Source organism: Gilliamella sp. App6-5 (assembly GCF_001690525.1).
Classification (GTDB): domain Bacteria; phylum Pseudomonadota; class Gammaproteobacteria; order Enterobacterales; family Orbaceae; genus Gilliamella; species Gilliamella apicola_H.
The window spans coordinates 1-26,083 of sequence record NZ_LZGT01000051.1 but is presented as its reverse complement, the minus strand read 5'-3'; the positions used below and the strand labels follow the sequence as shown (position 1 = coordinate 26,083).

General features: G+C 34.5%; 20 protein-coding genes. 9 read left to right on the top strand and 11 right to left on the bottom strand.

What is annotated here, in order from left to right:
• Together A9G24_RS06830 and A9G24_RS06825 are read right to left on the bottom strand one after the other, a co-directional pair.
• Positions 1-500 (bottom strand): transposase (locus A9G24_RS06830; protein ID WP_141673098.1); only part of this gene is annotated, 500 nt, incomplete at its 3' end.
• Between the two features lie 135 nt (positions 501-635).
• Positions 636-2,000 carry a hypothetical protein gene (locus A9G24_RS06825; RefSeq protein WP_065638345.1) on the bottom strand — a complete coding sequence of 455 codons (1,365 nt, stop codon included), beginning with the start codon at positions 1,998-2,000 and terminating at the stop codon, positions 636-638.
• Between the two features lie 279 nt (positions 2,001-2,279).
• On the opposite strand from A9G24_RS06825, the gene pntA reads away from it, so the two are divergent.
• Positions 2,280-3,812, top strand: coding sequence for a Re/Si-specific NAD(P)(+) transhydrogenase subunit alpha (pntA, locus tag A9G24_RS06820; RefSeq protein WP_065638344.1), 1,533 nt, complete (start codon positions 2,280-2,282; stop codon positions 3,810-3,812).
• Between the two features lie 15 nt (positions 3,813-3,827).
• Entirely contained in the window at positions 3,828-5,222 is a 1,395-nt protein-coding gene (gene pntB / locus A9G24_RS06815; protein ID WP_065638343.1) for a Re/Si-specific NAD(P)(+) transhydrogenase subunit beta, read from the top strand.
• A 1,147-nt stretch (positions 5,223-6,369) separates the two neighbouring features.
• Here pntB and fabR read toward each other — a convergent pair.
• Positions 6,370-7,014 carry an HTH-type transcriptional repressor FabR gene (gene fabR, locus A9G24_RS06810; protein WP_065638342.1) on the bottom strand — a complete coding sequence of 215 codons (645 nt, stop codon included), beginning with the start codon at positions 7,012-7,014 and terminating at the stop codon, positions 6,370-6,372.
• A gap of 39 nt (positions 7,015-7,053) precedes the next feature.
• Entirely contained in the window at positions 7,054-7,980 is a 927-nt protein-coding gene (oxyR, locus tag A9G24_RS06805) for a DNA-binding transcriptional regulator OxyR (protein ID WP_065638341.1), read from the bottom strand.
• 436 nt (positions 7,981-8,416) lie between these two features.
• Here oxyR and pcnB point away from each other — a divergent pair, with 436 nt between their 5' ends.
• The 6 genes from pcnB to sppA all read left to right on the top strand — a co-directional run bounded on the left by pcnB (position 8,417) and on the right by sppA (position 17,052).
• Positions 8,417-9,751 (top strand): polynucleotide adenylyltransferase PcnB, encoded by a 1,335-nt coding sequence (pcnB, locus tag A9G24_RS06800; RefSeq protein WP_442902757.1) that lies wholly within the window; start codon positions 8,417-8,419, stop codon positions 9,749-9,751.
• Positions 9,752-9,826: 75 nt separating this feature from the next.
• The gene (gene lptD, locus A9G24_RS06795; RefSeq protein ID WP_065638340.1) at positions 9,827-12,193 is read left to right on the top strand and encodes an LPS assembly protein LptD; all 2,367 of its coding nucleotides are present in this window, start codon (positions 9,827-9,829) and stop codon (positions 12,191-12,193) included.
• Between the two features lie 71 nt (positions 12,194-12,264).
• The gene (surA, locus tag A9G24_RS06790) at positions 12,265-13,578 is read left to right on the top strand and encodes a peptidylprolyl isomerase SurA (RefSeq protein WP_065638339.1); all 1,314 of its coding nucleotides are present in this window, start codon (positions 12,265-12,267) and stop codon (positions 13,576-13,578) included.
• Positions 13,571-14,368, top strand: a complete 798-nt coding sequence (gene rsmA, locus A9G24_RS06785) for a 16S rRNA (adenine(1518)-N(6)/adenine(1519)-N(6))-dimethyltransferase RsmA (RefSeq protein ID WP_065638338.1) — start codon at positions 13,571-13,573, stop codon at positions 14,366-14,368. Before surA ends, rsmA begins: the two co-directional genes overlap by 8 nt.
• Positions 14,369-14,372: 4 nt before the next feature.
• Positions 14,373-15,191 (top strand): bis(5'-nucleosyl)-tetraphosphatase (symmetrical) ApaH, encoded by an 819-nt coding sequence (gene apaH / locus A9G24_RS06780; protein ID WP_065638337.1) that lies wholly within the window; start codon positions 14,373-14,375, stop codon positions 15,189-15,191.
• A 28-nt stretch (positions 15,192-15,219) separates the two neighbouring features.
• On the top strand, positions 15,220-17,052 hold the full coding sequence (gene sppA / locus A9G24_RS06775) for a signal peptide peptidase SppA (RefSeq protein WP_141673097.1): 1,833 nt from the start codon (positions 15,220-15,222) through the stop codon (positions 17,050-17,052).
• Between the two features lie 67 nt (positions 17,053-17,119).
• On the opposite strand, the gene A9G24_RS06770 is transcribed toward sppA, so the two are convergent.
• From A9G24_RS06770 to moaC, 5 genes are all read right to left on the bottom strand, one after another.
• Positions 17,120-18,964, bottom strand: coding sequence for a sulfatase-like hydrolase/transferase (locus A9G24_RS06770; RefSeq protein WP_065638335.1), 1,845 nt, complete (start codon positions 18,962-18,964; stop codon positions 17,120-17,122).
• Positions 18,965-19,136: 172 nt separating this feature from the next.
• Positions 19,137-19,835, bottom strand: coding sequence for a Bax inhibitor-1/YccA family protein (locus A9G24_RS06765; protein WP_065638334.1), 699 nt, complete (start codon positions 19,833-19,835; stop codon positions 19,137-19,139).
• 59 nt (positions 19,836-19,894) lie between these two features.
• Positions 19,895-20,338 (bottom strand): molybdopterin synthase catalytic subunit MoaE, encoded by a 444-nt coding sequence (gene moaE / locus A9G24_RS06760; protein WP_065638333.1) that lies wholly within the window; start codon positions 20,336-20,338, stop codon positions 19,895-19,897.
• Between the two features lie 4 nt (positions 20,339-20,342).
• The gene (moaD, locus tag A9G24_RS06755; RefSeq protein ID WP_065638332.1) at positions 20,343-20,588 is read right to left on the bottom strand and encodes a molybdopterin synthase sulfur carrier subunit; all 246 of its coding nucleotides are present in this window, start codon (positions 20,586-20,588) and stop codon (positions 20,343-20,345) included.
• A gap of 10 nt (positions 20,589-20,598) precedes the next feature.
• Positions 20,599-21,084 carry a cyclic pyranopterin monophosphate synthase MoaC gene (moaC, locus tag A9G24_RS06750; RefSeq protein WP_065638331.1) on the bottom strand — a complete coding sequence of 162 codons (486 nt, stop codon included), beginning with the start codon at positions 21,082-21,084 and terminating at the stop codon, positions 20,599-20,601.
• A gap of 218 nt (positions 21,085-21,302) precedes the next feature.
• On the opposite strand from moaC, the gene priA reads away from it, so the two are divergent.
• Positions 21,303-23,477, top strand: coding sequence for a primosomal protein N' (gene priA, locus A9G24_RS06745; protein ID WP_065638330.1), 2,175 nt, complete (start codon positions 21,303-21,305; stop codon positions 23,475-23,477).
• 43 nt (positions 23,478-23,520) lie between these two features.
• Here the strand turns inward: priA and A9G24_RS06740 are convergent, their stop codons facing one another.
• Positions 23,521-23,832: a ComEA family DNA-binding protein gene (locus A9G24_RS06740; RefSeq protein ID WP_065638329.1), complete on the bottom strand. Its 312-nt coding sequence runs from the start codon at positions 23,830-23,832 to the stop codon at positions 23,521-23,523.
• Positions 23,833-23,985: 153 nt separating this feature from the next.
• Positions 23,986-25,845, bottom strand: coding sequence for a SurA N-terminal domain-containing protein (locus A9G24_RS06735; protein ID WP_081303113.1), 1,860 nt, complete (start codon positions 25,843-25,845; stop codon positions 23,986-23,988).
• Positions 25,846-26,083 lie beyond the last annotated feature (238 nt).

Here is a 26,083-nt window from a genome sequence, read left to right as displayed (position 1 = left end):
ACAATACGCTGCTCATTACGTGCTTTGCCTTTATTGGCATTTGCTTTTAGGTGAGTACTGTCCGTATATAAAACCCGACCACTTATCAACCCTTTGGCAATGGCCTGCTCAACAATATTATCAAAAATCTGTTGATAGATTTCACTGTCATTAAACCGACGGCGACGATTTTGGCTGAGTGTAGAGGCGTCAATCACTTTTTCGGTTAATCCCACTCCCAGAAACCAGCGGTAAGCTAAATTGACCTGAATTTCCTGAACCAGACGACGTTCACTGGGGATACCGAAAAGATACCCCAATAGCATGATTTTAAACAGTCTGACCGGATCTTCTGCCGGACGACCGTTATTAGGGCAATAAAGTGGTGCTACCGCTTCTCGAATAAATTCAAAATCAATGACTTTAGCTATTTTACGAACAAGATGATTTTGGGGGACAAGCGCATCTAGCGAGATTTGCTCTATTTTTTCTGGTGTCGCTGGAGTTGGTTTTTTTAGCATAGAAGAACTTCTCTTATAATGGACTCCTCTCTATTAGATCAAAGAACTCGCCAAAAAGCGAGTTCTTTGTCATCAATCTGAGACCAATACTTTTATATTGGTCTGATAACATGAAGTTAATTAATAAGATAAAAATTAATCGCCTCTGCACACCGCAATAGTACTAGGATAATTTGCACGATCTAGAGAAACGTTACCTTTAAGCCCCATTACTCGATATACTTTCCCCCCAAAAAAACCACCGTTTACTTTCTCTAACTCACTGGTCCACCTTTCACCATCTTTACTCCAAACCCCACCATATTTTTGGGTTATACCCCATTCTCCCATAAATGTCCCAACAGCCCGAATAAAATGATTCCAATTATTAGTTAGTTCATTGATATCATAAAAGTATTGACGTCGAAAATTATAGTCCATTGCTTCGTTTATTGTTGTTGTTCCTTGTCTTTTGCCTCGGCAAAAATCTAATGCAGGGAAACGAGTTGCAGAAGCTACCATTCGACTATTTGCAAAGGCTATTTCCGAACTACCTGCTCTTGCCCATTTATTTGGGACTGGAATAGTAAAATTATCTAACCATATCCATGATTGACCATTAAAATACTCCATTGTTATCGTCGGTGTCCCATTTTGAATAAACTCCCCTTTTGTTGCCGACTCATATATCACCGAACAGTTTTGAGCAACTCCTCCAGCAGTCCATAAAGAGATCTTTCCTGCTCCATTATGAGAATAGCAACGATATCGACTTTGATCGGATCCTGAACCAATTAAACTAAAACCAGCCTTTTTAAATCCAGTTGTAGGAAAACCTGACCAACGACTAAAACCGTTTATTTCATTAAAAACATTACTATCGTGCTCACCATAATTAGTCATCTCATTTGGTTTAAGATAACAAATACCTTGTCCATATGGCATAAAGGTATATACAACAGGAGGAACACTACCATAAAACCGACTATTAGGAACACCATATCTGGTAGTTACACTTACATCATTTACTTCAACTTTTAAGGTATATGGACCACCACAGTTCCATAATTCCCAACCTAAACGATCGTGAGGTATCGGTATATTATTGTCATACCATGTAGCTTTCATAGTACCCGAAATTACCCCCTCCTTTTCATCACCATCACTATCACCGATCCACACACCAGCAACATTATGAAAATTTCCATCAGCAGGAACTAGTGTCCATACATCCGAAAAATGCATGTGTTCTGGTGCACGAATAGCAACAGAGGAATCCCACGCATTTAACCATTCTATGCCACCACTGCCATCTCGCCTTGGCATATTAAAGCCTTGAAGTTGATTTAAATTTGATAGTTTTGTAATCCGATCTGTTAATAATAAATAAGGTGCATTACCAATAATGACTTTTTGAGAGATCGCTGAATAGGATTTAGCAGCATGAACAGAAAAAGTTGAAAGAAATAAAAAAGAAATAACATATATAAAAATAAAATTTTTATAATTATTTTTCACCATCATAATATCCTTAATTTTTTGAATTTATTTTTGCGCTAATTAAGATCCCTTACCTATAGCGCATTAAAAAGTTTATAAACAAATTAAAATCGTAAATTCATAATTTTACTTTTACCTCTAAAAATTAATAAATAACATATTCATTATAATTGTTTTTTATTTTATTCTAAACAGTATAAAAATAAATTTGAATTTATTTATTCCGTACTCGCACAAACGCTTATTTATGCTAAAATCAATATACATTCTATCTATAAACTAACATAAGGACGTAACGAAATGCATATCGGTATACCTAAAGAACGGTTAGCCAATGAAGCTAGAGTTGCAGCAACGCCTCAAACTGTTGGACAACTGTTAAAACTTGGCTTTACAGTCTCTGTAGAACAGGGCGCTGGACATGCTGCTCATTTTGAAGACCAAGCTTTTATTGATGCTGGAGCAACCATTCAAAACACGCAAGAAATTTGGCAAAATGATCTGATTTTAAAGTTTCATGCGCCAACAGATGATGAAATTGCTTTAATGAAAGAGGGCTTAACCCTTATCAGTTATATTTATCCAGCTCAACATAAAGAACTATTAGAAAAACTTGCTACTAAAAATATTACTGTAATGGCAATGGATTGTGTGCCACGTATTTCTCGCGCACAATCTTTAGACGCATTGAGTTCAATGTCTAATATTGCCGGTTACCGTTCAGTTATCGAAGCAGCAAATCAATTTGGTCGATTCTTTACCGGTCAAGTTACTGCTGCAGGTAAAGTTCCTCCAGCTAAAGTATTAGTTATTGGAGCTGGTGTTGCTGGACTGGCAGCTATTGGCGCAGCGGTGAGTTTAGGTGCGATTGTTCGTGCTTTTGACACCCGCCCTGAAGTTGCTGAGCAAATTAACAGCATGGGGGCCGACTTTTTAGAGCTAGATTTTGAAGAAGAAGCTGGTTCTGGTGATGGCTACGCTAAACAGATGTCAGCCGCCTTTATTGAAGCTGAAATGGCCCTATTTGCTGAGCAAGCGAAAGATGTTGATATTATTATCACAACAGCATTAATTCCAGGCAAGCCTGCACCAAAACTCATTTCGAAAGAAATGGTTGAATCAATGAAACCTGGCAGTGTTATTGTTGATTTAGCAGCATTAACTGGCGGAAACTGTGAATTGACTAAACCAGGTGAAATTTTCGAAACAGATAACAATGTAAAGATTGTTGGTTATACTGATTTAGCTAATCGTATGCCAGCGCAAGCATCACAACTTTATGGTACGAACATTGTTAACCTATTAAAACTACTTGCTAAAGAAAAAGACGGGAATATTGATATCAATTTTGAAGATGTCGTAATCCGTGGTGTAACGGTGGTTAAAGACAAAGAAATTACTTGGCCAGCACCGCCAATTCAAGTATCAGCTCAACCTCAGAAAAAAGCAGCTGAACCAATTGCTAAACCTGAACCTAAACCAATGGATCCTCGTAAAAAATATGGCATTTTAGCTTTGGCTCTCATTGCTTTCTTCTGGCTGGCTCACTCTGTTCCTGAAAGCTTTTTAGGACATTTTACTGTATTTGCATTATCTTGTGTTGTTGGCTACTACGTAGTATGGAATGTCACACACTCTTTACATACACCTCTGATGTCGGTAACAAATGCAATTTCTGGGATTATATTAGTCGGTGCAATATTACAAGTCGGCGATGATAATAGTTTAACTACGGCGATTGCCTTTGTTGCTATTTTGATTGCTAGTATCAATATTTTTGGTGGATTCTTTGTTACCCAAAGAATGCTGAAAATGTTCCAACGTGGCAAGTAAGGGAGAGCATAAATTATGTTAAGTAATGGAATTATTCAGGCAGCTTATGTAATTGCTGCATTACTTTTTATCTTTAGTTTACGTGGCCTTTCTAACCAAGAATCAGCCAAATCAGGAAATATCTATGGTATGATTGGTATGGCAATCGCACTTATCGCAGCAGTTGCTAGTATTAAAGGCGGATTACACTGGATAGTTATAGCAATGATTATTGGTGCAACTATTGGCTTATATCTTGCTAAAAAAGTTGAAATGACGCAAATGCCAGAACTTGTTGCGCTACTTCATAGTTTTGTGGGAATGGCAGCGGTCCTTGTTGGCTTAAACAGCTTTTTAGATCCTCACATTCAAGAGTTTCATGGTGGCGAACTAACTGTACATTTAGTAGAGATTTTTATTGGTGTCTTTATCGGCGCAGTAACCTTCTCAGGCTCTGTTGTCGCTTTCGGTAAATTAAATGGACGAATTAGTTCAAAACCATTATCAATTCCAAATAAACATTATTGGAACTTAGCTGCAATTGTTGTTTCTACCATTTTAATGTTTGTCTTCGTTAAATGCGAAAATGGAATAGGTGCTACAATTAGTTTGTTCATCATGACAATTATTGCATTCGTTTTTGGTTTCCATTTAGTTGCCTCAATTGGTGGTGCTGACATGCCAGTGGTTATTTCAATGCTAAACTCTTATTCGGGTTGGGCAGCGGCAGCGGCCGGCTTTATGCTAGGTAATGATCTTCTCATTGTAACTGGTGCATTAGTTGGTTCATCAGGTGCCATTCTTTCATATATTATGTGTAAAGCAATGAACCGTTCATTTATCAGTGTTATTGCGGGTGGATTTGGTAGTGATGGTAGCACAGCTAGTTCATCTGATGAAGAACAAGGTGAGTACCGTGAAATGCAACCAGCCGAAGTTGCGCAAACATTAAAAGAGGCGCGTTCTGTTATCATCGTTCCTGGCTATGGTATGGCTGTTGCACAAGCACAAGGTGCTGTAAGTAATATTACCGAAAAACTACGCGCAATGGATATCGAAGTAAGATTTGGTATTCATCCTGTTGCTGGACGTTTACCTGGTCATATGAACGTGTTGCTCGCAGAAGCCAAAGTACCTTATGATATCGTTCTTGAAATGGATGAAATCAATGATGACTTCCCTGATACGGATGTTGTTTGGGTTATTGGTGCAAATGATACAGTAAACCCAGCTGCTGAAGAAGATCCAAATAGTCCAATTGCTGGCATGCCTGTTCTTGAAGTTTGGAAAGCAAAAACGGTCGTTATTTCTAAACGATCAATGAATACAGGGTATGCAGGTGTACAAAATCCACTATTCTTTAAAGAAAATAGCTATATGTTATTTGGCGATGCGAAAGATAGTGTTGAAAAAGTATTACAAAACCTTTAATTAACCTCAACCAATACTATTGTGGCATTTTCCACAATAGTATTGGATATATGTCCTTACCACTTATCTGCAAACTAGAGCAATAAAAATTTATACTATTGATAATAACTCAGCTAGCCAAATAATATTCATCTGTAGAAATTAATCGCCCGATTGACAGTAATTTAAGAAAATACATTAATAAATACACAGAAAAAAACAAAACTAATGCCGTATCACAGACGAGAGATATAACAGTTATATCATAAAGAAAAGATAACCATTACCACTTTAGCTAAATGCTTTATGGTTAGTCGACCGACCATCTATAATGTGCAAAAAAAAAAACCAATTGAAACTGTTTATCCTCTTTAACCGGTAAGAACAAACGTTATAAAAACATGAGTTATGGTATTAACCATCTGGTTAAAATAGAAAAATCCAATGAATATAAAACATGAATACAGGTAACGTAATTTTTTACGTGAGTTTTGCACTCACTATGGGATATTTACACAACTGCTCACTTTTTCAGTTATATTTTTTGTAAAAAATATTCAGGATTCTATACCGTTTCGCGGTTAATTGAGAATTCACAACATCGATTGGTTAAACAAGAAATAACCATGGTATCAATCAAAACTTCGCAAAACCTGACAGTTAATAAATGAATGAGCAAGCCGAAAGCGATAGGTACTTTAATGGAGATGTGATATTTACTTTTAGGTTAAATTTTTGTAAAAAATATTCAGGATTCTATACCGTTTCGCGGTTAATTGAGAATTCACAACATCGATTGGTTAAACAAGAAATAGCCATAGTATCAATCAGAAATTCGCAAAAACCGCCAGTTAATAAATGAATGAGCAAGCCGAAAAGCGTGATACGAACTTTCATGGCAAGGTGGCATCATCAACAAATCGTTAGCGATTAAAAAGATAGAAAACAAAAGATTAAGTGATTTATTCACTTTTATAATGTGGTTCAACCGTATAAAGCGGTTCCCAGTAAAATACTTTATACATTTTTAGAGGATTATTTTAATCATAACGAATAAACAACCCGATGTTTTCCTACAATTAATCTATTTATTACTCACTAACTACATATTTTATTTTGTTAAATAGTTTCAGGAAAGTATGTGTTTCAGTATAAAATAGCATTTATATTAATGATTATCTTTTTTGATTTGTTCTTTATGATAAAGATAATAAGCGCCTCGAGATACCATTCGAAGTTGGAAAATAAGATCTTCAATTAATTTTTCACGCTGCACCAAATCAAAATCAATCGCTTCTGCACCTGCATTAAATGCAATAGTGACCATCGCTTCGGCTTGAGCTTCGTTATAATGATGAGGCATTTGGTTGGCATCATCAAGATAATCAACAAGCTCTACAATAAAGTGTTGAATTTCTCGAGCAATAGCAGAACGAAAAGCAGCTGATGTTCCAGCTTTTTCGCGAAGAAGTAATAAAAAGACTTTTGGGTTTTTATCAATGAACTCAATAAATGTAGTGACTGATGTCCGTAACACACTACCGCCTTTTTCAATACGTTTACGCGCTTGCCGCAATAATTGGCGAAGAGTTAAACCGCTTTCATCAACCATGGCTAAACCCAACTCATCCATATCACGAAAATGGCGATAAAATGAAGTAGCCGCAATCCCCGCTTCACGTGCTACTTCTCGCAGACTTAAACTAGCAAAACCTTGCTCAGCATTGAGTTGATTAAATGCTGTTTCAATTAAAGTACGGCGAGTTCTTTCTTTTTGTTGAGCTCGAACCCCGCCGATCTTGATATTTTTCATTTGATAGCTCAATTTTAATATTTTATACCTAACCTACCATTAATTAGCGGCTTTTAATAATTGCTCTTTTTCAGCAAGGACTTTTGGCATATGTTCGCGAATAATTTTAGCTATGGTCTCATAGCGAGCACGTAATGGCGAACCAGGGCGATAAATCAAGGTAATCCTACGTGATGGTACCGGATCTGTACACGGAATATAGCAAATATTATCACGAATTCGCTCGTTAGGTGCAGCAAGCTCTGGAAATAAAGTGATACCACGACCTGCTGAAATCATACTTCGCAGTGTTTCAAGGCTGGTTGCTTTGAACTGTTTATCTTCATCAATGCCAACTTGGAAACAATACCCCATTGCATGTTCACGCAAACAATGCCCATCTTCTAACATTAAGAATTTTTGTCCTTTTAAAGCAGATAATTTAACGGTCTTTTTGCTAGCTAACTCGTTATTTGCATGAACCGCTAAAAACATAGGTTCATCAAATAATGGCAGTTCAATAAATTGTGCAGTTTCCTTAACTTGCGCAACAATGGCACAATCAAGTTTACCGCTTTCGAGCTGAGCAACTATGCTTGCAGTTTGTGCTTCGTGTAAATAAAGCTCTAATTGAGGAAAAGATTCATGTAAAACAGTAATGACATGTGGTAAAAGATAAGGCGCTATAGTAGGAATCAATCCTATATGCATTGGTCCAGACATTTCTTCACCTTGACGGCTAGCCATTTCTTTTAAAATTTGGATATTACGCAAAATCTCTTTGGCCTGTTCAACTAGCATCATACCCGTTTGTGTAAACAACACCTTGCGGCTAGTACGTTCTAATAACATTACGCCTAATTCATCTTCTAATTTTCTAATTTGACCACTAAGAGTTGGTTGACTCACATTGCAAGCATCTGCTGCTTTACGAAAATGGCGAAATTCAGCTAACGAAACAAAATATTCCAAATCACGAATATTCATAATGTCCCCAATAAGTTATTAGTTAATGGTATATACTCAAACAACTTCCATATGTAAGGTTATAACAAATAACATTAAAAAGCTCTTCATAATTTTTTTAAACTATAATGCTTTATAAATAATATTCTGTGAAACAAATAAGTAAGAAGAAGTTTTGAGTATAGTTTTATTTATCTTAATCAGTTAGTTAAAACATTCTAACCAGAACAAAACAAAATTTGTCGTTTTTAATTAAATACTGCTAATATTACTATACTAATTACTATTGTTGATAATTATGTTTAAAAAATCAAATATAATATTTAAGTCATCTTAGAAAATATAATTTTACTGAGTGAAAAAACCGATTCTAAGAAACATGGAAACTTATTAGCAATTACGATATAATCGCGCGCTATGATTGTTATTAAGCCAAAAATACTTTTTGAGGTGCACTATTTTTAAACAAGTTACACGTTTTTATCAAAAGTTTTTTCGTCACGAAGAACAACAAAAAGTTGGCTATGTGTCCATTCCACGCAATGAACACAATATATCCCGTAAAGAAATTAGTGAAAACGCATTAAAAGTCCTTCATCGATTAAATAAACAAGGGTACGAAGCCTATTTAGTTGGCGGATGTATTAGAGATCTGATCTTAGGTAAAACACCAAAAGACTTTGATATCACAACCAATGCAACCCCAGAACAAGTTCAGAAAATTTTCCGTAACTGTCGCCTAGTCGGAAGGCGATTTCGTCTTGCTCATATTATGTTTGGTAAAGAAATTATTGAAGTAGCCACTTTCCGTGGCGATCACGGTTCTCAGGAAGGAAAAACCAATATTTCTAAACGTTCGCAATCAGGTATGCTATTACGCGACAATGTCTATGGAACCATTGAGCAAGATGCAATTCGTCGCGATTTCACCATGAATGCACTTTATTACAGTGCAAATGATTTCACCTTACGCGATTACTGTGGGGGACTAAAGGATTTACAAAAAGGCATTATCCGATTAATCGGCGATCCACAGACACGTTATCGAGAAGATCCTGTTAGAATGCTAAGGACTGTTCGTTTTGCTGCAAAATTGAATATGAAAATTGAGCCAACTACAGCTGAGCCAATCCGAGATCTTGCGCCATTATTGAAAAATATCCCCTCTGCTCGACTTTTTGATGAGTCACTTAAACTATTACAAACTGGAAATGGCTATAAAACTTATAAATTACTAAGAGAATATAATCTTTTCGAACAACTATTTCCTATTATTGAACGTTTGTTTGCCAACAATCAAAACGATTATTTAGAAAAAATCATTGAGCAAGTCCTAAAAAATACTGATTATCGTATTGCAAACAACAAACGAATCAATCCTGCATTTTTATTTGCTGCGTTTTTCTGGTACCCAATTATGGAACAAACACAAGCAACGTGTGTCGAAAGTGGCTTACCATTCCATGATTCGTTTTCGATGGCAATTAACGAAGTGCTAAGTGAACAATGTAAAAATATTGCCATACCTAGACGCTTAACCACCATCATGGGGGATATTTGGCGTTTACAACTACGCATGAAAAAACGGGATGGCAAACGTGCATTTGTTATTTTAGAGCACCCTAAGTTTCGAGCTGCTTATGACCTTTTAGAAATGCGAGCCTCGATTGAAAAGGGAGAACTATTGGAGTTAGCTAAATGGTGGGATGAGTTTCAATATACTTCTGTCGAAAAAAGAATAGTGATGGTAAAACAACTTAATAAAATCAATAAACGCAAAATGAAACGTTAATTTTTAATTCGCACTTTTATAAATAACCGCTATAATGTTGTAATTAAAATAATCATAATAACTTTTTAATCATTGATGAAAAAATTAGCGCCTTCTCTTATTGCAATAGCCGTCACCCTTTCTTTGTATAACAGCTTTAGTTATGCTATAGATTTACCTAAAGCAGCTGTTAGCAATAATCCGCAATGTCTTATAGACGTTCCTAGGTTTGATCGCCCTTTAGTCAATGGAGATATCGATACCTTACCTGTGAATGCTGAGGCTAACCAATTTGAAGCAATCTACCCAAGCATTGCTATCTATAAAGGTGAAGTATCAATAGAACAGGGTAACCGCACAGTTCAAGCAGATAAAGTCACAATTGACACCCATGATAAGAATAATCGAACCGTGACATTAGAAGGCGATATTACTTATCAAGATAATTTAATAAAAATGAAAGGCAATAATGCATCAATGAATCTAAATAATAATGATGCAAATATGACTCCAAGTGACTATCATCTTGTCAATAGACTTGGCCGTGGTAATGCTGATCAAATGAAACTGGCAAAAAACCGCTATGTTATTTTAAAAAATGGCAGTTTTACATCTTGTCCTGTTAATGACAGCACATGGGATATAAAGGGAACAACGGTTATTCATGACAATGAAGAGCAGTTACTAGAAGTTTGGAATGCCGTATTTAGTATTGGCAAGGTACCTGTTCTATACTCGCCTTATTTACAATTACCAACCGGAGATAAACGTCGTTCAGGATTGTTAATGCCTAATTTAGGCTATGATAGTGTTGATGGTATTGATTTTTCACTACCAATTTATTGGAATATTGCCCCAAATTATGATGCCACCTTTACGCCAAGATTCTTGCAAGAACGAGGTGTACAACTACAAACAGAATTTCGCTATTTAAATGAAATAGGCTTGGGTACACTTGCGTTTGACTGGCTACAACATGATAGTAAATATGATAAAGATAGAACCACTCATTTAAATGGCAATAATTATGATGACAATCACCACCGGTGGTTATTTCATTGGAAAAATGAAGAATTAATAAACTATAATTGGCGTTTTTATGCTGATACCACTCGAGTTAGTGACAATCAATATTTGACAAATCTAAGCTCTAAATATGCTTCCCAAACTGCTGGGTATTTAACGCAGTTTTATAAAATTGCTTATAATGACGAGCATTGGGATATCACGTTAGGCTATAAACACTTTCAGCCATTTCACTCAGAATTAAAAAATTCACTTTACCAAACCGAACCACAGTTGGATATGAGTTATTATAATAATGATTTGGGTCCTTTCAAATTTAGAGCATTTTCTCAAGTGTCTCGTTTTTTGACATCTGGGCAAAATAAACCTAAAGCATGGCGAGCACATTTTGAACCTACACTTAATTATACCTTAACCAATTCTTGGTCATCATTAGCCACTGAAATGGGTTTTATGGCAACTCATTATAATCAAGATAATATTAGAAAACATATTGATCAATATAAAGATTTAGATAAAAACGTAAATCGTTTTTTACCAAAATTTAGTATTGATGGTAAAGTCATCTTTGAGCGAGATATGCCTATTATTGATGGCTATACACAAACCTTAGAGCCACGAGTGAAATACATCTATATTCCATATCGAAAACAATCCAATATTGGCGCCTATGATTCGACCATATTACAATCGGATTATATTGGCTTGTTTAGAGATCAGCCTTATAGTGGCCTAGATAGAATTGCTTCAACTAATAAAATATCAACGGGAGTAACAACTCGGTTTTATGATAATAACAAAGTTGAAAAGTTTAACCTATCAATTGGGCAAATCACTTATTTTACAAAATCAAAAACGAGTGAACACAATAATGATTTAGATGAAAATTCTGATACCGGTAGTATTACTTGGGCAGCAGATAATTTTTGGCGCATAAGTGATGATATAATCTTTAGAAGTGGCGTTCAGTATGATACTCGAATTGATACCATTTCATTAGCCAATACAACTTTTGAGTATCGACCATCGGGCGATAAGTTGGTGCAATTATCTTATCGCTATGCAAACCGTAACTATATTGATACTGTAGATAAAAATCCTTTTTATAGAGGTTATCGGCAAGATATTTCCCAAGCAGGAATGATGACAACTTGGCCACTATCACAAACAGTCAGCGCTGTTGGTTCATATTATTATGATGTTAAATTAGGACAATCAGCAGACAGTTTTGTTGGATTGCATTATAGTGACTGTTGTTGGGGCACTACGGTGCAATATGGTAGAAAACTCACAGACTGGGACAATACTTCTCGCAAAAGTAAGTATGAAAATAAGCTGTCTATTAATTTCGAATTACAAGGATTAGGTAACAACCGAGATACCAAAGCTAAAATGCTAAATTTCGGCAAGCTACCCTATATAACAACATTTGAATAAGATATTACTTTAAATTAAATTACCAATAAATTTATTGCAAATGCTGCAACAACAAAATGAGTTGAGTGAATATGAAATTATTAAAACTATTTATCGTTTTAAACCTAAGCGTAAGTTTAGGTATTTTAACTCCATTATCAGCCAATGCCGCACCTAAAATTATAGAAAAAGTTGCAGCAATTGTTAATAATAATGTCATTTTAGAAAGTGATGTTAACGATATGTTAAAAACGATTAAAGCGAGTACCGCCCCCAAAAATCTGCCTAATGATAAAGTACTTAGACAACAAATTATTGAGCGTTTAATTATTGAAAATCTAATTTTACAAAAAGCGGCTAAAGCCAAAATTACAGTTAGTGATGACGAGGTAACCGGTGCTATCGATAGAATTGCAGCTGAAAACGGTATGACTATCGATCAACTACGAAGCAGACTTTCTACAATGGGAATCAGCTATGGTGCCTATCGTGAAAGGATCCACAATGACATGTTGATAGAAGAAACGCGAATGCATGAAGTAAGACCTAGAGTCAAAGTTTCAGAAAAAGAAGTGGAAAACTTAGCAAAAAATATTGCTCGCCAGTCAACCAACAATATTGATGTAAAAATTAGTCATATTTTGATTTCCGTTCCAGAAAAAGCATCTAAACAACAAATCGATAACGCAACAAATAAAGCACAAGATATTATTAATCGAGCTCAAAAAGGTGAAAATTTTGCCAAATTAGCCACTTCATATTCAAATGACGATTTTGCTTTAAAAGGTGGCAATATGGGTTGGCGTAAACTTAATGAATTACCCACTATCTTTGAAGAACGTTTAGTGCGAGCGCCAAAAGGTAGTATTATTGGTCCTATCCGTTCAGGTGTTGGTTTACATATTCTAAAAGTTGATGATACACGTTCAGAAGCACCCAAAAAAATTACAATTCAAGAAGTCAATGCTCGCCATATTTTGATTAAAACTAATGTATTAGTTACTGACCAACTTGCAAAACAAAAACTAACCGATATTCGCAAATCCATTACCAGTGGCGCAACAACCTTTGAGGCTGCGGCTAAAGCGAATTCAGAGGATACAGGTTCAGCGAGTAAAGGAGGCAACTTAGGTTGGAATCGCCCAGAAGTTTATGATAATGGATTTAAAACAGCTCTAACTCAGCTAAAAAAAGGAGAAATTAGTCAACCAATAAAATCATCTTATGGTTGGCATTTAATTCAATTAATTGATACAAGACAAGCTGATGGAACAAATGCAATGAAAAAGGATCAAGCTTATCGACTTATTTTTAATCGTAAATTCTCTGAAGAAGCTCAGGTTTGGATTCAAGAAGTGAAAGGTGACGCTTACATTAAAATCACAGGTGAAGATAACCATGAATAGTCGCGTTCACCAAGGTCATTTCGCTCGTAAGAGATTCGGGCAAAACTTTTTACATGATAATGACATTATCGAAAGTATTGTTGCCGCTATACAACCGAAAGCAGATCAAGCGCTAGTCGAAATTGGTCCAGGACTTGCAGCATTAACAGTACCTGTAAGCAAACATGTTGATCATTTAACCGTTATAGAAATTGACAGAGATCTAGCCAGTAGATTAATTGAGAATCCATTTTTAAATGATAAAATAACTGTTATTGAACAAGATGCACTAACCTTTGACTTTAATCTGCTAGCAGATCAATTCGGTAAACCATTAAGAGTGTTTGGTAACTTACCTTATAATATCTCAACACCATTGATGTTCCATTTATTTCAATATGCAAATATCATCGCTGATATGCATTTTATGCTACAAAAAGAAGTAGTAACTCGTTTAGTTGCAGCTCCTAACAGTAAAGATTATGGTAGATTGAGTGTCATGGCTCAATATTATTGTCAGATAATTCCTGTTCTTGAAGTCCCTCCCACATCATTTAAACCAGCCCCAAAAGTTGATTCAGCAGTCGTTAGCCTAATACCTTATAAGGAAAAACCTTATTTTGTTAATGATATCAAAATACTTTCTCGGGTGACGACAGAGGCATTTAATCAACGACGTAAAACTATTCGTAACAGTTTAAGTAATATGTTTACTGTTGAACAATTAACTAAATTAAATATTGATCCAAGTTTACGTGCTGAAAACTTAACAGTTCAACAATATTGTCAACTTGCAAATTCATGGAATTAACAGTATGGCAAACTTACTTATTGGCGATATTCATGGTTGTTATGATGAGTTTATGCGAGTGCTTGAAAAAGCAAAATTCTCATCATCAGACACCTTATGGCTAACAGGTGATCTCGTTGCTAGAGGCCCAAAATCATTAGAAGTCCTAAGATTTGTTAAACATAATGCCAACCAAATTCGACTGGTATTAGGTAATCATGATCTACATTTATTATCTATCCATGCCAATATTACGCCGGCAAAAAAAAAGGATAATATTGAAGATGTCATTCATGCAACAGATTTTGATGAATTGATGAATTGGCTCCGTAAACAACCTTTGGTTCAAATCGACGAATCTTTAAAGCTGATTATGACTCATGCTGGCATTTCCCCACAATGGGATCTGGAAACGTTAAAAAAATGTGCTCACGACCTGAATACTATCTTATCGAGCGATTCTTATCTCCTATTCCTTGATAAAATGTATGGTAATTTTCCTGATGAATGGTCATCTGAATTACAAGGTTTAGATCGCCTGCGTTATATCGCTAATGCGTTAACTCGTATGCGTTTTTGCTATGAGGATGGCCGACTTGATTTTTATTATAAACAATCAATTGAGCAAGCCCCCTCAAAACTCAAACCTTGGTTTTTGTTACCCAGTAAAATTCCAAGCGAATATAGCATCGTGTTTGGGCATTGGGCAGCATTAAACGGAAAGGGTACTCCAGAAAACATTTATGCACTTGATACAGGATGTTGTTGGGGAGGTAAATTAACATGCTTACGTTTTGAAGACAAAAAATACTTTAAAAAGAAAAATATCGAAGCAAAAAATTAGATAAACTACTATGAAAGGGTCATTTATTATGTCTGCTTTATCTGTCATTAAATCAATATGGAAAATAATTAACTTTATTAGAGAAATATTTCTTAACCTAATATTTTTAATTATTATTATTTTAATATTTAGTACTATCGCACTAATCAAAGAAGCGAAAAAACAAGAAATTGTGCCACAATATGGTTCATTGGTTTTGGATATTGAAGGCGTTATTGTTGATACCACGCTTTACAGTGATGAGATTTATGCTTTACAGAATAAAATTTATGGAAAAAAAGTAAATACCTCACGCGAAAATAGTTTGTTTGAATTAACTCAGAAAATAGCTCAAGCAACAACAGACCCCAAAATTACAAGCATCATCCTTAAATTAGATCATTTCGTTGGTGCAGATATGAGCTCGCTACAATATATTGGCAAATATTTAACCAAATTTAGTGAGGCAAATAAACCAATTTATGCATATGGTTCGAATTTCAATCAAAGCCAATATTATTTAGCCAGCTATGCCAATAAAATCTATTTAACACCACTTGGGGCTGTTAATGTATATGGATTAGCAGCGAACAACCTATACTATAAAACCTTACTTGATAATTTAAAAATTAATACACACGTTTTTAGAGTGGGAACCTACAAGTCAGCCATTGAACCATTTATTCGGAATGATATGTCTGAAGAAGCAAAAAGCAATACAACACGTTGGTTAACACTTATGTGGAACAACTATCTTAATGACATTTCATCACAACGAAAAAAAGCCGATACACAATTAGTTCCAACGCCAGATACTATGTTGGCAAATTTAAAAGCGACTAATGGCAATATGGCTCAATATGCTATATCTAATGGGTTAGTCGATGTCATTGCATCTAATTACCAATTTGAATCTGAGCTGACTCATCAACATCAAATCAGCATTTATGATTATCAACTTAAATCAAAAGATAAAAATTTAGGTGGTGATAACAAGGGCAACAAACCATTGATTGCAGTTGTATTTGTCAATGGCACGATTACCGATGGTGAAAATAGTAGTAATATCGCTGGTAGTCAAGATATTGTTGAACAGCTAAGAAAGATCCGTAAAAACTTAAATAAACATAACATACAAGCAATAGTTTTACGAGTAAATAGCCCTGGGGGGAGTGTAGATGCATCAGAAGCAATTCGTAGTGAACTAGAAGCCTTACGTGGTTATCAAATTCCCATTGTTATCTCTATGGGGGGAATGGCTGCATCGGGTGGATATTGGATATCAACTGCATCTGATTACATAGTTGCAAGCCCAAATACAATTACTGGCTCTATCGGTATCTTTGGTATTATTCCAACATTCGAGAACTCTTTATCTCATATTGGTGTTTATAGCGATGGCGTAACGACCTCACCATTAGCAAGTAATACAGCGACTAAAGATCTACCACTCGAAATGAATCAATTAATTCAAATGAACATTGATAATGGCTATCAAACATTTATTTCTTTAGTAGCAAAAGCACGAAATATGACAACCGAACAAGTTGATAAAATTGGACAAGGCCAAGTTTGGTTAGGTTCAGAAGCCAGCAAAATTGGACTTGTTGATAAATTAGGTGATTTTGATGATGCCGTTGAAACGGCTGCAACATTAGCTAATTTAACTGATTATGAAATTGACTGGCAAAAACCACAAGGAAATTGGTTTAATGCATTTTATTCAGATATGATAGCTATGTTACCTAAATCAACTGCAGAGATATTTTTTGAACAACTTCCAGAAGCAAAAGAGCTTCAACAGCATGTTTCCTTATGGAATAAATTTAACGACCCTCAAAATCGCTATATTTATTGCCTAAATTGTGCCGATGTACGTTAATACCCAGATTATTATCTACCACCTCGTGTGGTAGATAATAATTTCCCGTTTTTCTCACCAATTTTAACTAATCTTCTTTATCTTTTAAACTATTTTTCCCTGGTTGAAAAAAATAACGCATATGGTTCATCGCTTCTTGAATAGATTGATAATTCGGTGTTTTATCAGTTTCACGATTATGCAAATCCATATAATGACTAATTCCTAATCGATTTACAAAATAAATATTTTCAGATGTTCTAACCGCATACGAGCTATAATTTGACATCAAAAGCCAATTACGATTAGTTATCGGATTAAATAAGTCATAACCCGTCGAATAATCGCTTATATCATTTTTCACATATAAATAATGTTTCATTAAAGTAGGAATGACATCTTCATGGTTAGTCATTTTTATACTATTATTTTTTAGATTTTCTAACTCTCTTGTCCCAATAAGAATAAAAGGGACCTTTGTTTGCGCATCAGTATAATTACCATTATGCCCCCAAAAGCCTAGTTTATTATCATTCATCTCTTGGGCATGATCACCAGTGATAATCAAAATTGTATCATCTAACGAATTTGATTTAGCAAGTTCATCATAGACATTTTGTAATAGAGAATCATCATAATAAACACTTTGTTTATAACGATTAAAAATTGGCAAAGGATCTGTGTCATTATTCAACGTCATATAATTAAGATCCCCAATAGGTTTAAATTTCACTGGAAAATCGGCAGGAAAGTCATAAGCATGAGGCGCATCATAAAATAAAAAGGAAAATGTCGGTCTAGAAGTATCTCGTCGTTTATACCATGCGAGCCAATCATCAGTGATTTGCTTATCTCGACTAGCAGCCGAACCATCATTACTACTGATTCTCAAATTTTTGATAGTGACAAATGCTGTTCGATCAAATTCCGGAGCGGTAACTTTAGCTGAAGTAAAAATACCAATATTATAGTTTTCTTTCTGTAAAGTTGTGATAAATAGTGAAGGAATACTATTACGTAAAAATGAATCCCAATATGTACCAGGAATACCATAAAACAACCCAAAAATACCAGTACGCGTCGCATTACCTGTTGAGTGATGGTTATTAAAAATCACACCATTATTTTGCTTAACAAAATGAAATGTATTAGGAGAAATATCTTCACTAAAGGTATCATATCGCCAAGAATCTAATACAATAAACATAATATTTTTAAGTTTATTATTTTGAGGGTTAATCACTAATGGATTTTTCGGATAATCAACGCTAGCATTGCTATTATCCTTGCTATACACAACTTTTCGTTGACCTTTTTCATCAAAAAAACTCATGATTTTTTTCGACGTAAATGGCCGATAAAGTGGAATATATTCCTTCACTACCATAATAGGTGAATAGGCATAATAAAAAGCAATCATGTGCACAACATGACTAATTAAAAATGAGCTAAAAAGAAAGACTGTTGATAGCAAAACAATTCTCGATTTTTTATGCAGCAAAATCAATTTATTGTTGACTATGTAAAGAATAAAACACTCAGCGCAAAACGAAACAGCAATAAGCACAAACATTAAAAAGTAAGTCAATACAGAGAAATCAACAACTTGCCCAGAAAAAACCATTGATAAAACAGACTGATTTATATGAAATCGGTATTGCTGAAAAACAATAGTATCAACATATAATCCAATTTGAAAAAAGCTGAATAATAGAGCAAGAATAATATTACGAATAAATGGTTTAAACCAAAGCAAAAGAGTGCAAACAATTAAAAGCAATAAGTAGGCGGAAAAAAAATGCCCCAAGACAGCAAATACTGAAAATGCTATCCCAACCAAATTAAACGATGCACCTGGAACAAAGAAGAATCGAATAGCTATTATTGATGAGATAAGGATATTAATTAGAACAAAGAGGTACAATTTTTTCATAGTATTTGCTATTAAGTAATTCAATATACATTATACGCATATTACAGCATTTTATACTTAAACCTAGTGCTTTCCTGAATTTTTTAACAAACTAGCACTAAGAAATAAATTACTAATAGAATCTTAACAAAAAGGGCTCAACTTAGAGCCCTTTTATTTGAATTAAATAAAATTATCGACGATCTGCAAAGATTCTTAATAACATAACGAATAAGTTAATGAAATCAAGGTAAAGGGTTAGTGCACCTAAAATAACAAACCGTCTAAACATATTAGGGTCATCTTGTGATAATTGATCACCTAATGCTTTAAGTTTTTGCGTATCATAAGCAGTTAATCCTGCAAAAACAAATACACCAATATAAGTAATAGCCCACATTAATGGCTCGCTATGCATAAAGATATTAACTATTGAAGCAATAACGATACCAATTAATCCCATAAACAAGAAACGTCCAAAACCAGATAGATCTCGTTTAGTTGTATAGCCGTAAAAAGCCAAAGCAGCAAACATACCAGCTGTAATAAAAAATACGCTTGCTATTGAAGATGAAGTATAAACAATAAAGTAAATCGAGAACGTACAACCATTTAAAACTGAATAAAGCATAAATAATGTGGTCGCAACCGATCCAGACAGGCGATTAATCAAGCCCGAGATCACAAAGACTAAACCAAGTTCAGCAATAAGCAACACCCACATACCTTTATATAATATGTTCAAAAGCTCAAGATTATTAGATGCAAACCAAGCTACCAAAGCTGTTAATAATAATCCGACTGTCATCCAACCATAAACATGGCTCATATATGTTTGAATGCGACTACCTGTTTGTTCAATAATTGAACCATTAGGTGAATAATTGTTCATTAATTACCTCTCAATAAAAAGAATGATATAACTTTGTACTATTATAACCTAAATAACCACTAATACCATTTTTTCAATGCCTTTATATCTGTTTTTTTTGCCTCAATCCAACTTTCTCCTTGAGGCGTTCGCTCTTTCTTCCAAAAAGGAGCTTCGTTTTTTAAAATATCCATAATAAACTCTGTGGCAGCAAACGCATCTGAGCGATGTGCACTACTTACTCCCACAAAAACAATTTGTTCATTTGCATCAATTTCGCCCACTCGGTGGATTATTGCAATTCGGCTTAATTGCCACCGCTCTCTAGCTTGAGCGATAATATTCGCCAATACTTTTTCAGTCATTCCGGCATAATGTTCTAAAAAGAGACTTATCGTTTGTGATTCATTACGACGAACTTTACCCATAAAAGAGACAACAGCACCATCTTGCGGTAATTGTGAAAGCCAATCGTTTAACTTATTAACATTGATAGGCTCTTTACTAACTTTGATAAGATCCATAACGTTACCCGCCTGTTACAGGCGGAAAGAATGCAATTTCATCACCGTCTTGAACAATATAATTAAGATCAACCAATGTTTGATTCACCGCACATAAAACAGTATTTTCCTTAAATGCTAATAACCATTTCTCCCCACGTTCACTTAACTGATCGATAAGGTGAGACACTGAAAGTTGATTAGCATCTAACATAATACAATCAGTTCCGACTAATTCTCTAATTTGAGCAAAAAAAATAACTTTATTCATCTTATCTCTATTAAACTTTTTGGGCGATAAAATCGCCTGACTTGCCACCACTCTTGGTTAATAATCTTACTTGAGTAATTACCATATTTTTTTGCACTGCCTTGCACATATCATAGATAGTTAAGGCGGCAACCGATGCGGCAACCATTGCTTCCATTTCAACACCAGTTTGCCCATTTAATCGACAAAATGATTGTATTCGAATACAATTTTTTATTCTATCTGCTTCTATGTTAATTTCAATTTTACTTAAACACAGAGGATGACAAAGAGGAATAAGCTCCCAAGTTTTCTTAGCTGCTTGAATTCCTGCAATTCTTGCCGTTGCAAAAACATCGCCTTTATGATGTTTACCTTCAATAATCATATTCAGTGTATCAGAATTCATTAAAACCAATGACTCAGCGCTTGCTTCTCGCGTTGTTATCTGTTTATCTGAAACATCAACCATATGAGCATCACCGCGCTGATTAATATGAGAAAATGATTTGTGCATCCTTAAATCCTCAATAATTTATAAATCATCAACTATATCCAAGATAGCAAATTTTACCAATAGTTACCACTTTTCGATTTTATCCTATGAAGACATAGATACCGATAAGTAAACAAAATATTCTAGTAATAATAAATTGCTTCTCATAGTTTTTGCGGGTTAAGTAAAAACTGCGTACAATATAGTTTTATATTAATTATAATATTTGTGATTTTTTAATGCTTATCGCTCATATAGCCTTACCTGTTCCACTTTACCAACTATTTGACTATCACCTAACAAAGCCTGCCAAAATCGGAATGCGGGTTAGGGTTCCTTTTGGCAAACGTAACGCAAACGCAATAGGGATTATTGTTAGTATTGATAAAAAAACTGAATTTGATATTAAAAATTTAAAAACTGTTACTACAATTATTGATACGGAGCCTGTTTTTACGCCATCTATTTGGCAGTTATTAAACTGGGCTGCTGGTTATTACCATTATCCAATTGGTGAGGTTCTATTCCATGCTATGCCTATTTTACTCAGGCAAGGGCATCTGGCAGTCAAAGGCGAAACCAAACAATGGCAATTAACAAAATTGGGGAAGCAGATTGATTTGAAATCGCTATCACGAACCCCAAAACAGAAATTATTACTATCATCATTTAGAAATAATACTATTTCTGACACTAACGTAAGTAACGCCGTCTATCACGAATTACAGAAAAAACAGCTTATAGAACAAGTCAGCTACCAGCCAGATGATATTCAATGGCAAACAAACTTTTCGACTAACACTAGTCCAATTCAATTAAATAAAGAACAGTCATATGCTATAGAAACAATCAATAAACAAAATCACCAATTTGAAGTGTTTTTACTGGAAGGTGTCACAGGCTCAGGCAAAACAGAAGTTTATTTAAATGTACTGTCTAATATTTTAGCTGCTGGTAAGCAAGCATTAGTACTCGTTCCTGAAATTGGATTAACACCACAAACAATTAAACGTTTTGAACAGCGTTTTAATGCACCAATTGATATCTTACACTCAGGATTAACCGATAAACAAAGATTCACTGTTTGGTTAAGAAGTAAAAAAGGAGAAAACGCAATTGTTGTAGGTACACGATCGTCGCTCTTTACCCCATTTAAAGACTTGGGGGTAATTATTATTGATGAAGAGCATGATAGTTCTTATAAACAACAAGAAGGGTGGCGGTATAATGCACGAGATTTAGCGATTATTCGAGCTAAATTTAACAATATTCCGGTTATTTTAGGATCTGCAACACCATCGCTTGAAACACTCAATAATGCACAAAACCACAAGTACCATTTATTACAGTTAACCGAAAGAGCCGGTAATGCAACACTGGCCAAACAATCGATTTTGGATTTGCGAGGGTTAGTACTTGCGGCTGGTCTATCTCAACCACTAATAGAGCAAATAAAAAAACATTTAGCTAATAATAATCAGGTCATGTTATTTTTAAATCGCCGAGGGTTTTCACCACTATTAATATGCCATGATTGTGGTTGGATTGCTGAATGTCCTCGTTGTGATAGGCCTTATACACTTCACCACAAACAACAAAAATTGATTTGCCACTATTGTGATACACCTAGAACAATTCCAAAACAATGCCCAAAATGTGGCTCCACTCATCTAATACCGATTGGATTTGGGACTGAGCAACTTGAACAACAGCTTGAGATTCTTTTTCCTAAAATTAAGATTAGTCGTATCGATCGTGATACAGTGAGTAAAAAAAGTGCATTAGATAACTATCTACAAAGTATCGAACAAGGTGGGGCTCACATTTTAGTTGGCACACAAATTTTAGCTAAGGGGCATCATTTTCCTGATGTAACTTTAGTTGGAATTGTCGATGTTGATGGTGCTCTATTTTCAAGTGATTTTCGAGCAACTGAGCGATTTGCCCAAATTTATACTCAAGTATCAGGTAGAGCCGGCCGTGAAGCAAAAGCAGGCCAAGTTATTCTACAAACGTATCATCCAGATCACCCTTTACTCAACATTTTACTTACAGAAGGCTACCCCAAATTTGCTAAAATGACACTACAAGAACGGCAACAGACACAATTACCACCATTTAGTTACCAAGCATTAATCCGTGCCGCAGATCGCAATAATCATAATGCTCCAGCATTTTTACAGCATATTCATGATTGGCTAAAAGTTCATTGTGATCATACTTTATGGCAACTTGGACCAATGCCGGCTAATCAACCAAAGAAAGCGGGTTATCATCGTTGGCAATTACTTCTTCAACATACAAATAGGCAACAGTTACAACGAATATTGGATAAATTATTAATCATAATCGCTAAATGGAGTGAAACGTCAAAAGTAAGATGGAGTATTGATGTAGATCCTATTGATAATTAGAATGATATTATTTCCACCAATATTAATTGGTGGAAATAATAAATTATAATGTAATTTTGCCAGCATTTTTGTCCAGTATTGCCTGTCCAATACCTGAAACATCTTTTAATTGCTCAACTGAAACAAAAGGTCCAAATTTTTCTCGATACTCAATAATTCTTTTTGCTTTACTCACTCCAATCCCCGTCAATACTTTTGATAGTTCTTCTGCCGTTGCAGTATTAATATTGACTTGGACAACTTGTTTTTGTTCCTGTTTAACTGGTGCAGCCGTTGCAGGAACCGAGTCGGCAAAACTTGTATTTGGAACAACAAAACTTGATAACAAAATACCTAATAGTAAAAATACTTTCATTTGATTAACCTCTAAAAATAGTTACGCAAGTAAATTTGCTTTATCACTATCTCACTTAATCAAATAAAAAAATTTCATGAATTATAAAAATGAGAAAAGCCACCTAGGTGGCTTTTCTTTTTTTCTTTTATTGCTACTATTTTGGGAGTTAAATCACAAATTCGAATCAGGCATAATTTCTATTTTGGCCTTAGAACGTATATCTGCAGCAAGATAAGAATGTGTATTATTAATGAATAGAGGTAACAACTCAGAAGAAATATCTTTATATTCTTTTGGTGTATCTACCTTAGTTAGTGCAACAATATAAGCCTTTTTATCATTTAAAAGTTCCGCACCATAAACCGTTTTTCCTGATGCTGAAGGCTTTAAATTAAAAACCATATTAACAACTTTTTGATCAAAGTCTGTTGAATTTCGATTCAACGTATATTTTTTAGCAAACTTCACATTGTTAGCACTGCCAGTTTCATTTAATTGGTTTAGTATATTATCAACACTCGATTTAAATTGGTTTTGAGCCATTTCGTTAAAGAGTTTTTTATGAATTTCATCTTTAACTTCGTCAAATGGAGCTATACCTTCAGGGCGATAATCCACAGTTTGTACAACGAAATCAAACCGTCCATAATTTCTATCTACTGGTATTAAATCAGAAATTTTGTCTGTTGCTTTACCATCAGCTATCATTTCTTCACTAAAAATTACATCTCTAATTTCAGGATGAACAGCGATTGAAAATTTATCATTGAAAGTTACCCAATCAGAGTTTTTTACTTCGAGCCCAACATTGTTAGCAAGCTCTTCAATAGTCTTTGGAGAATCTTTCAATGCAGCTTTAATTTTATTTTCTTCACTTTCTAAAAACTGTTGTATTTTTTGTTTATTAAGTTTTGAATCAATTTGGTACTTCGCATAATCAAAATCCATAACCTTTGCTGGTTGTACACCGTCTAATTTCACTATTGCATAACCACCATCAACAGCGATTGGTGTTGAAACTTTCCCAATTTTTTTCAACTTGGCATCTTTAAATACTTGAGGTAAAGAATCATCATCAGCAAACCAACCTAATGAACCATTTTTTCCATATGGTGAAATATCATTATTTTGGTTAATTGTTTTAGCGATATTTTCAAAATTAGCCCCAGACGAAAGATTTTTAACAATATTCTTAGCTTGTTCTTTATCAGTAGTAAAAATTACACTATAAGCTTTCTTAGCTGGATATGAATAAGTTTTGATATTTTTATTATACTCATTTCTCACTTCATCTTCAGTAACATGAATTGTTTTTGCTGCAATTTCTTGAGAAGTTACAATATATTTAACTTTTACACGCTCATTTTTAAAAAATTCTTTTAAATGTTCACTGTAATATTTTTGTTCGTCTTCTAAGGTAATATTTGCCTCATCAATATCGCTTACAGAAGTATCAACCGAGGTTGCGTATACGCTTCTAGTTTGATTTTTGAGTAAAGATATTTCAGAATCAATTGGCAAAACAAAACTACTATTTGTTAGCGCATTAATTGCTTGTTGTTGCTGTAATACAGTTCTTATAATTTCAGCATAACTATTTGGAGTAAAATTATTTACAGCTAAAAGATTTAAATATGTCTGATTATCAAATTTACCATTTTTAAAAAAATCTTTCTGTTTTACGATAAATTTTTTAATCTGATCATTACTGATAGCCAGATTAATATTTTGTGAAAATTTATAAGCTAAATAATTATCAATCTGATAAGATAACACATTACGACGCAGCTGTTTAATAAAAGAACTATCTCCTCCAGCATTCGCTGTTACTGCTCTAGCTTGAGCTTCAAATTCAGCTCGACTTATACCATCACCATCAACTTTTGCGATATATTGCTGCTGCTCGCGAGCACTATTACCGCCTCCAAAGCCTAAAAATCCGACGCCAGTGAAAATAAAACATAAAATAATTATTGCAAAAATAATCTTAACAACAATATTATTTGCTGCTGTCCGGATTGTTTCCATCATTTCTTGCGATTCTCCAAATACCTAATGTGAATTTTGAAAGTATAGCATATTTAACTAAATTGGCTATTGTCTGAATGTTAAGTCGCCAAAAAAAAGATCAACATTAAGTTGATCTCAGATTGATGACAAAGAACTCGCTTTTTGGCGAGTTCTTTGATCTAATAGAGAGGAGTCCATTATAAGAGAAGTTCTTCTATGCTAAAAAAACCAACTCCAGCGACACCAGAAAAAATAGAGC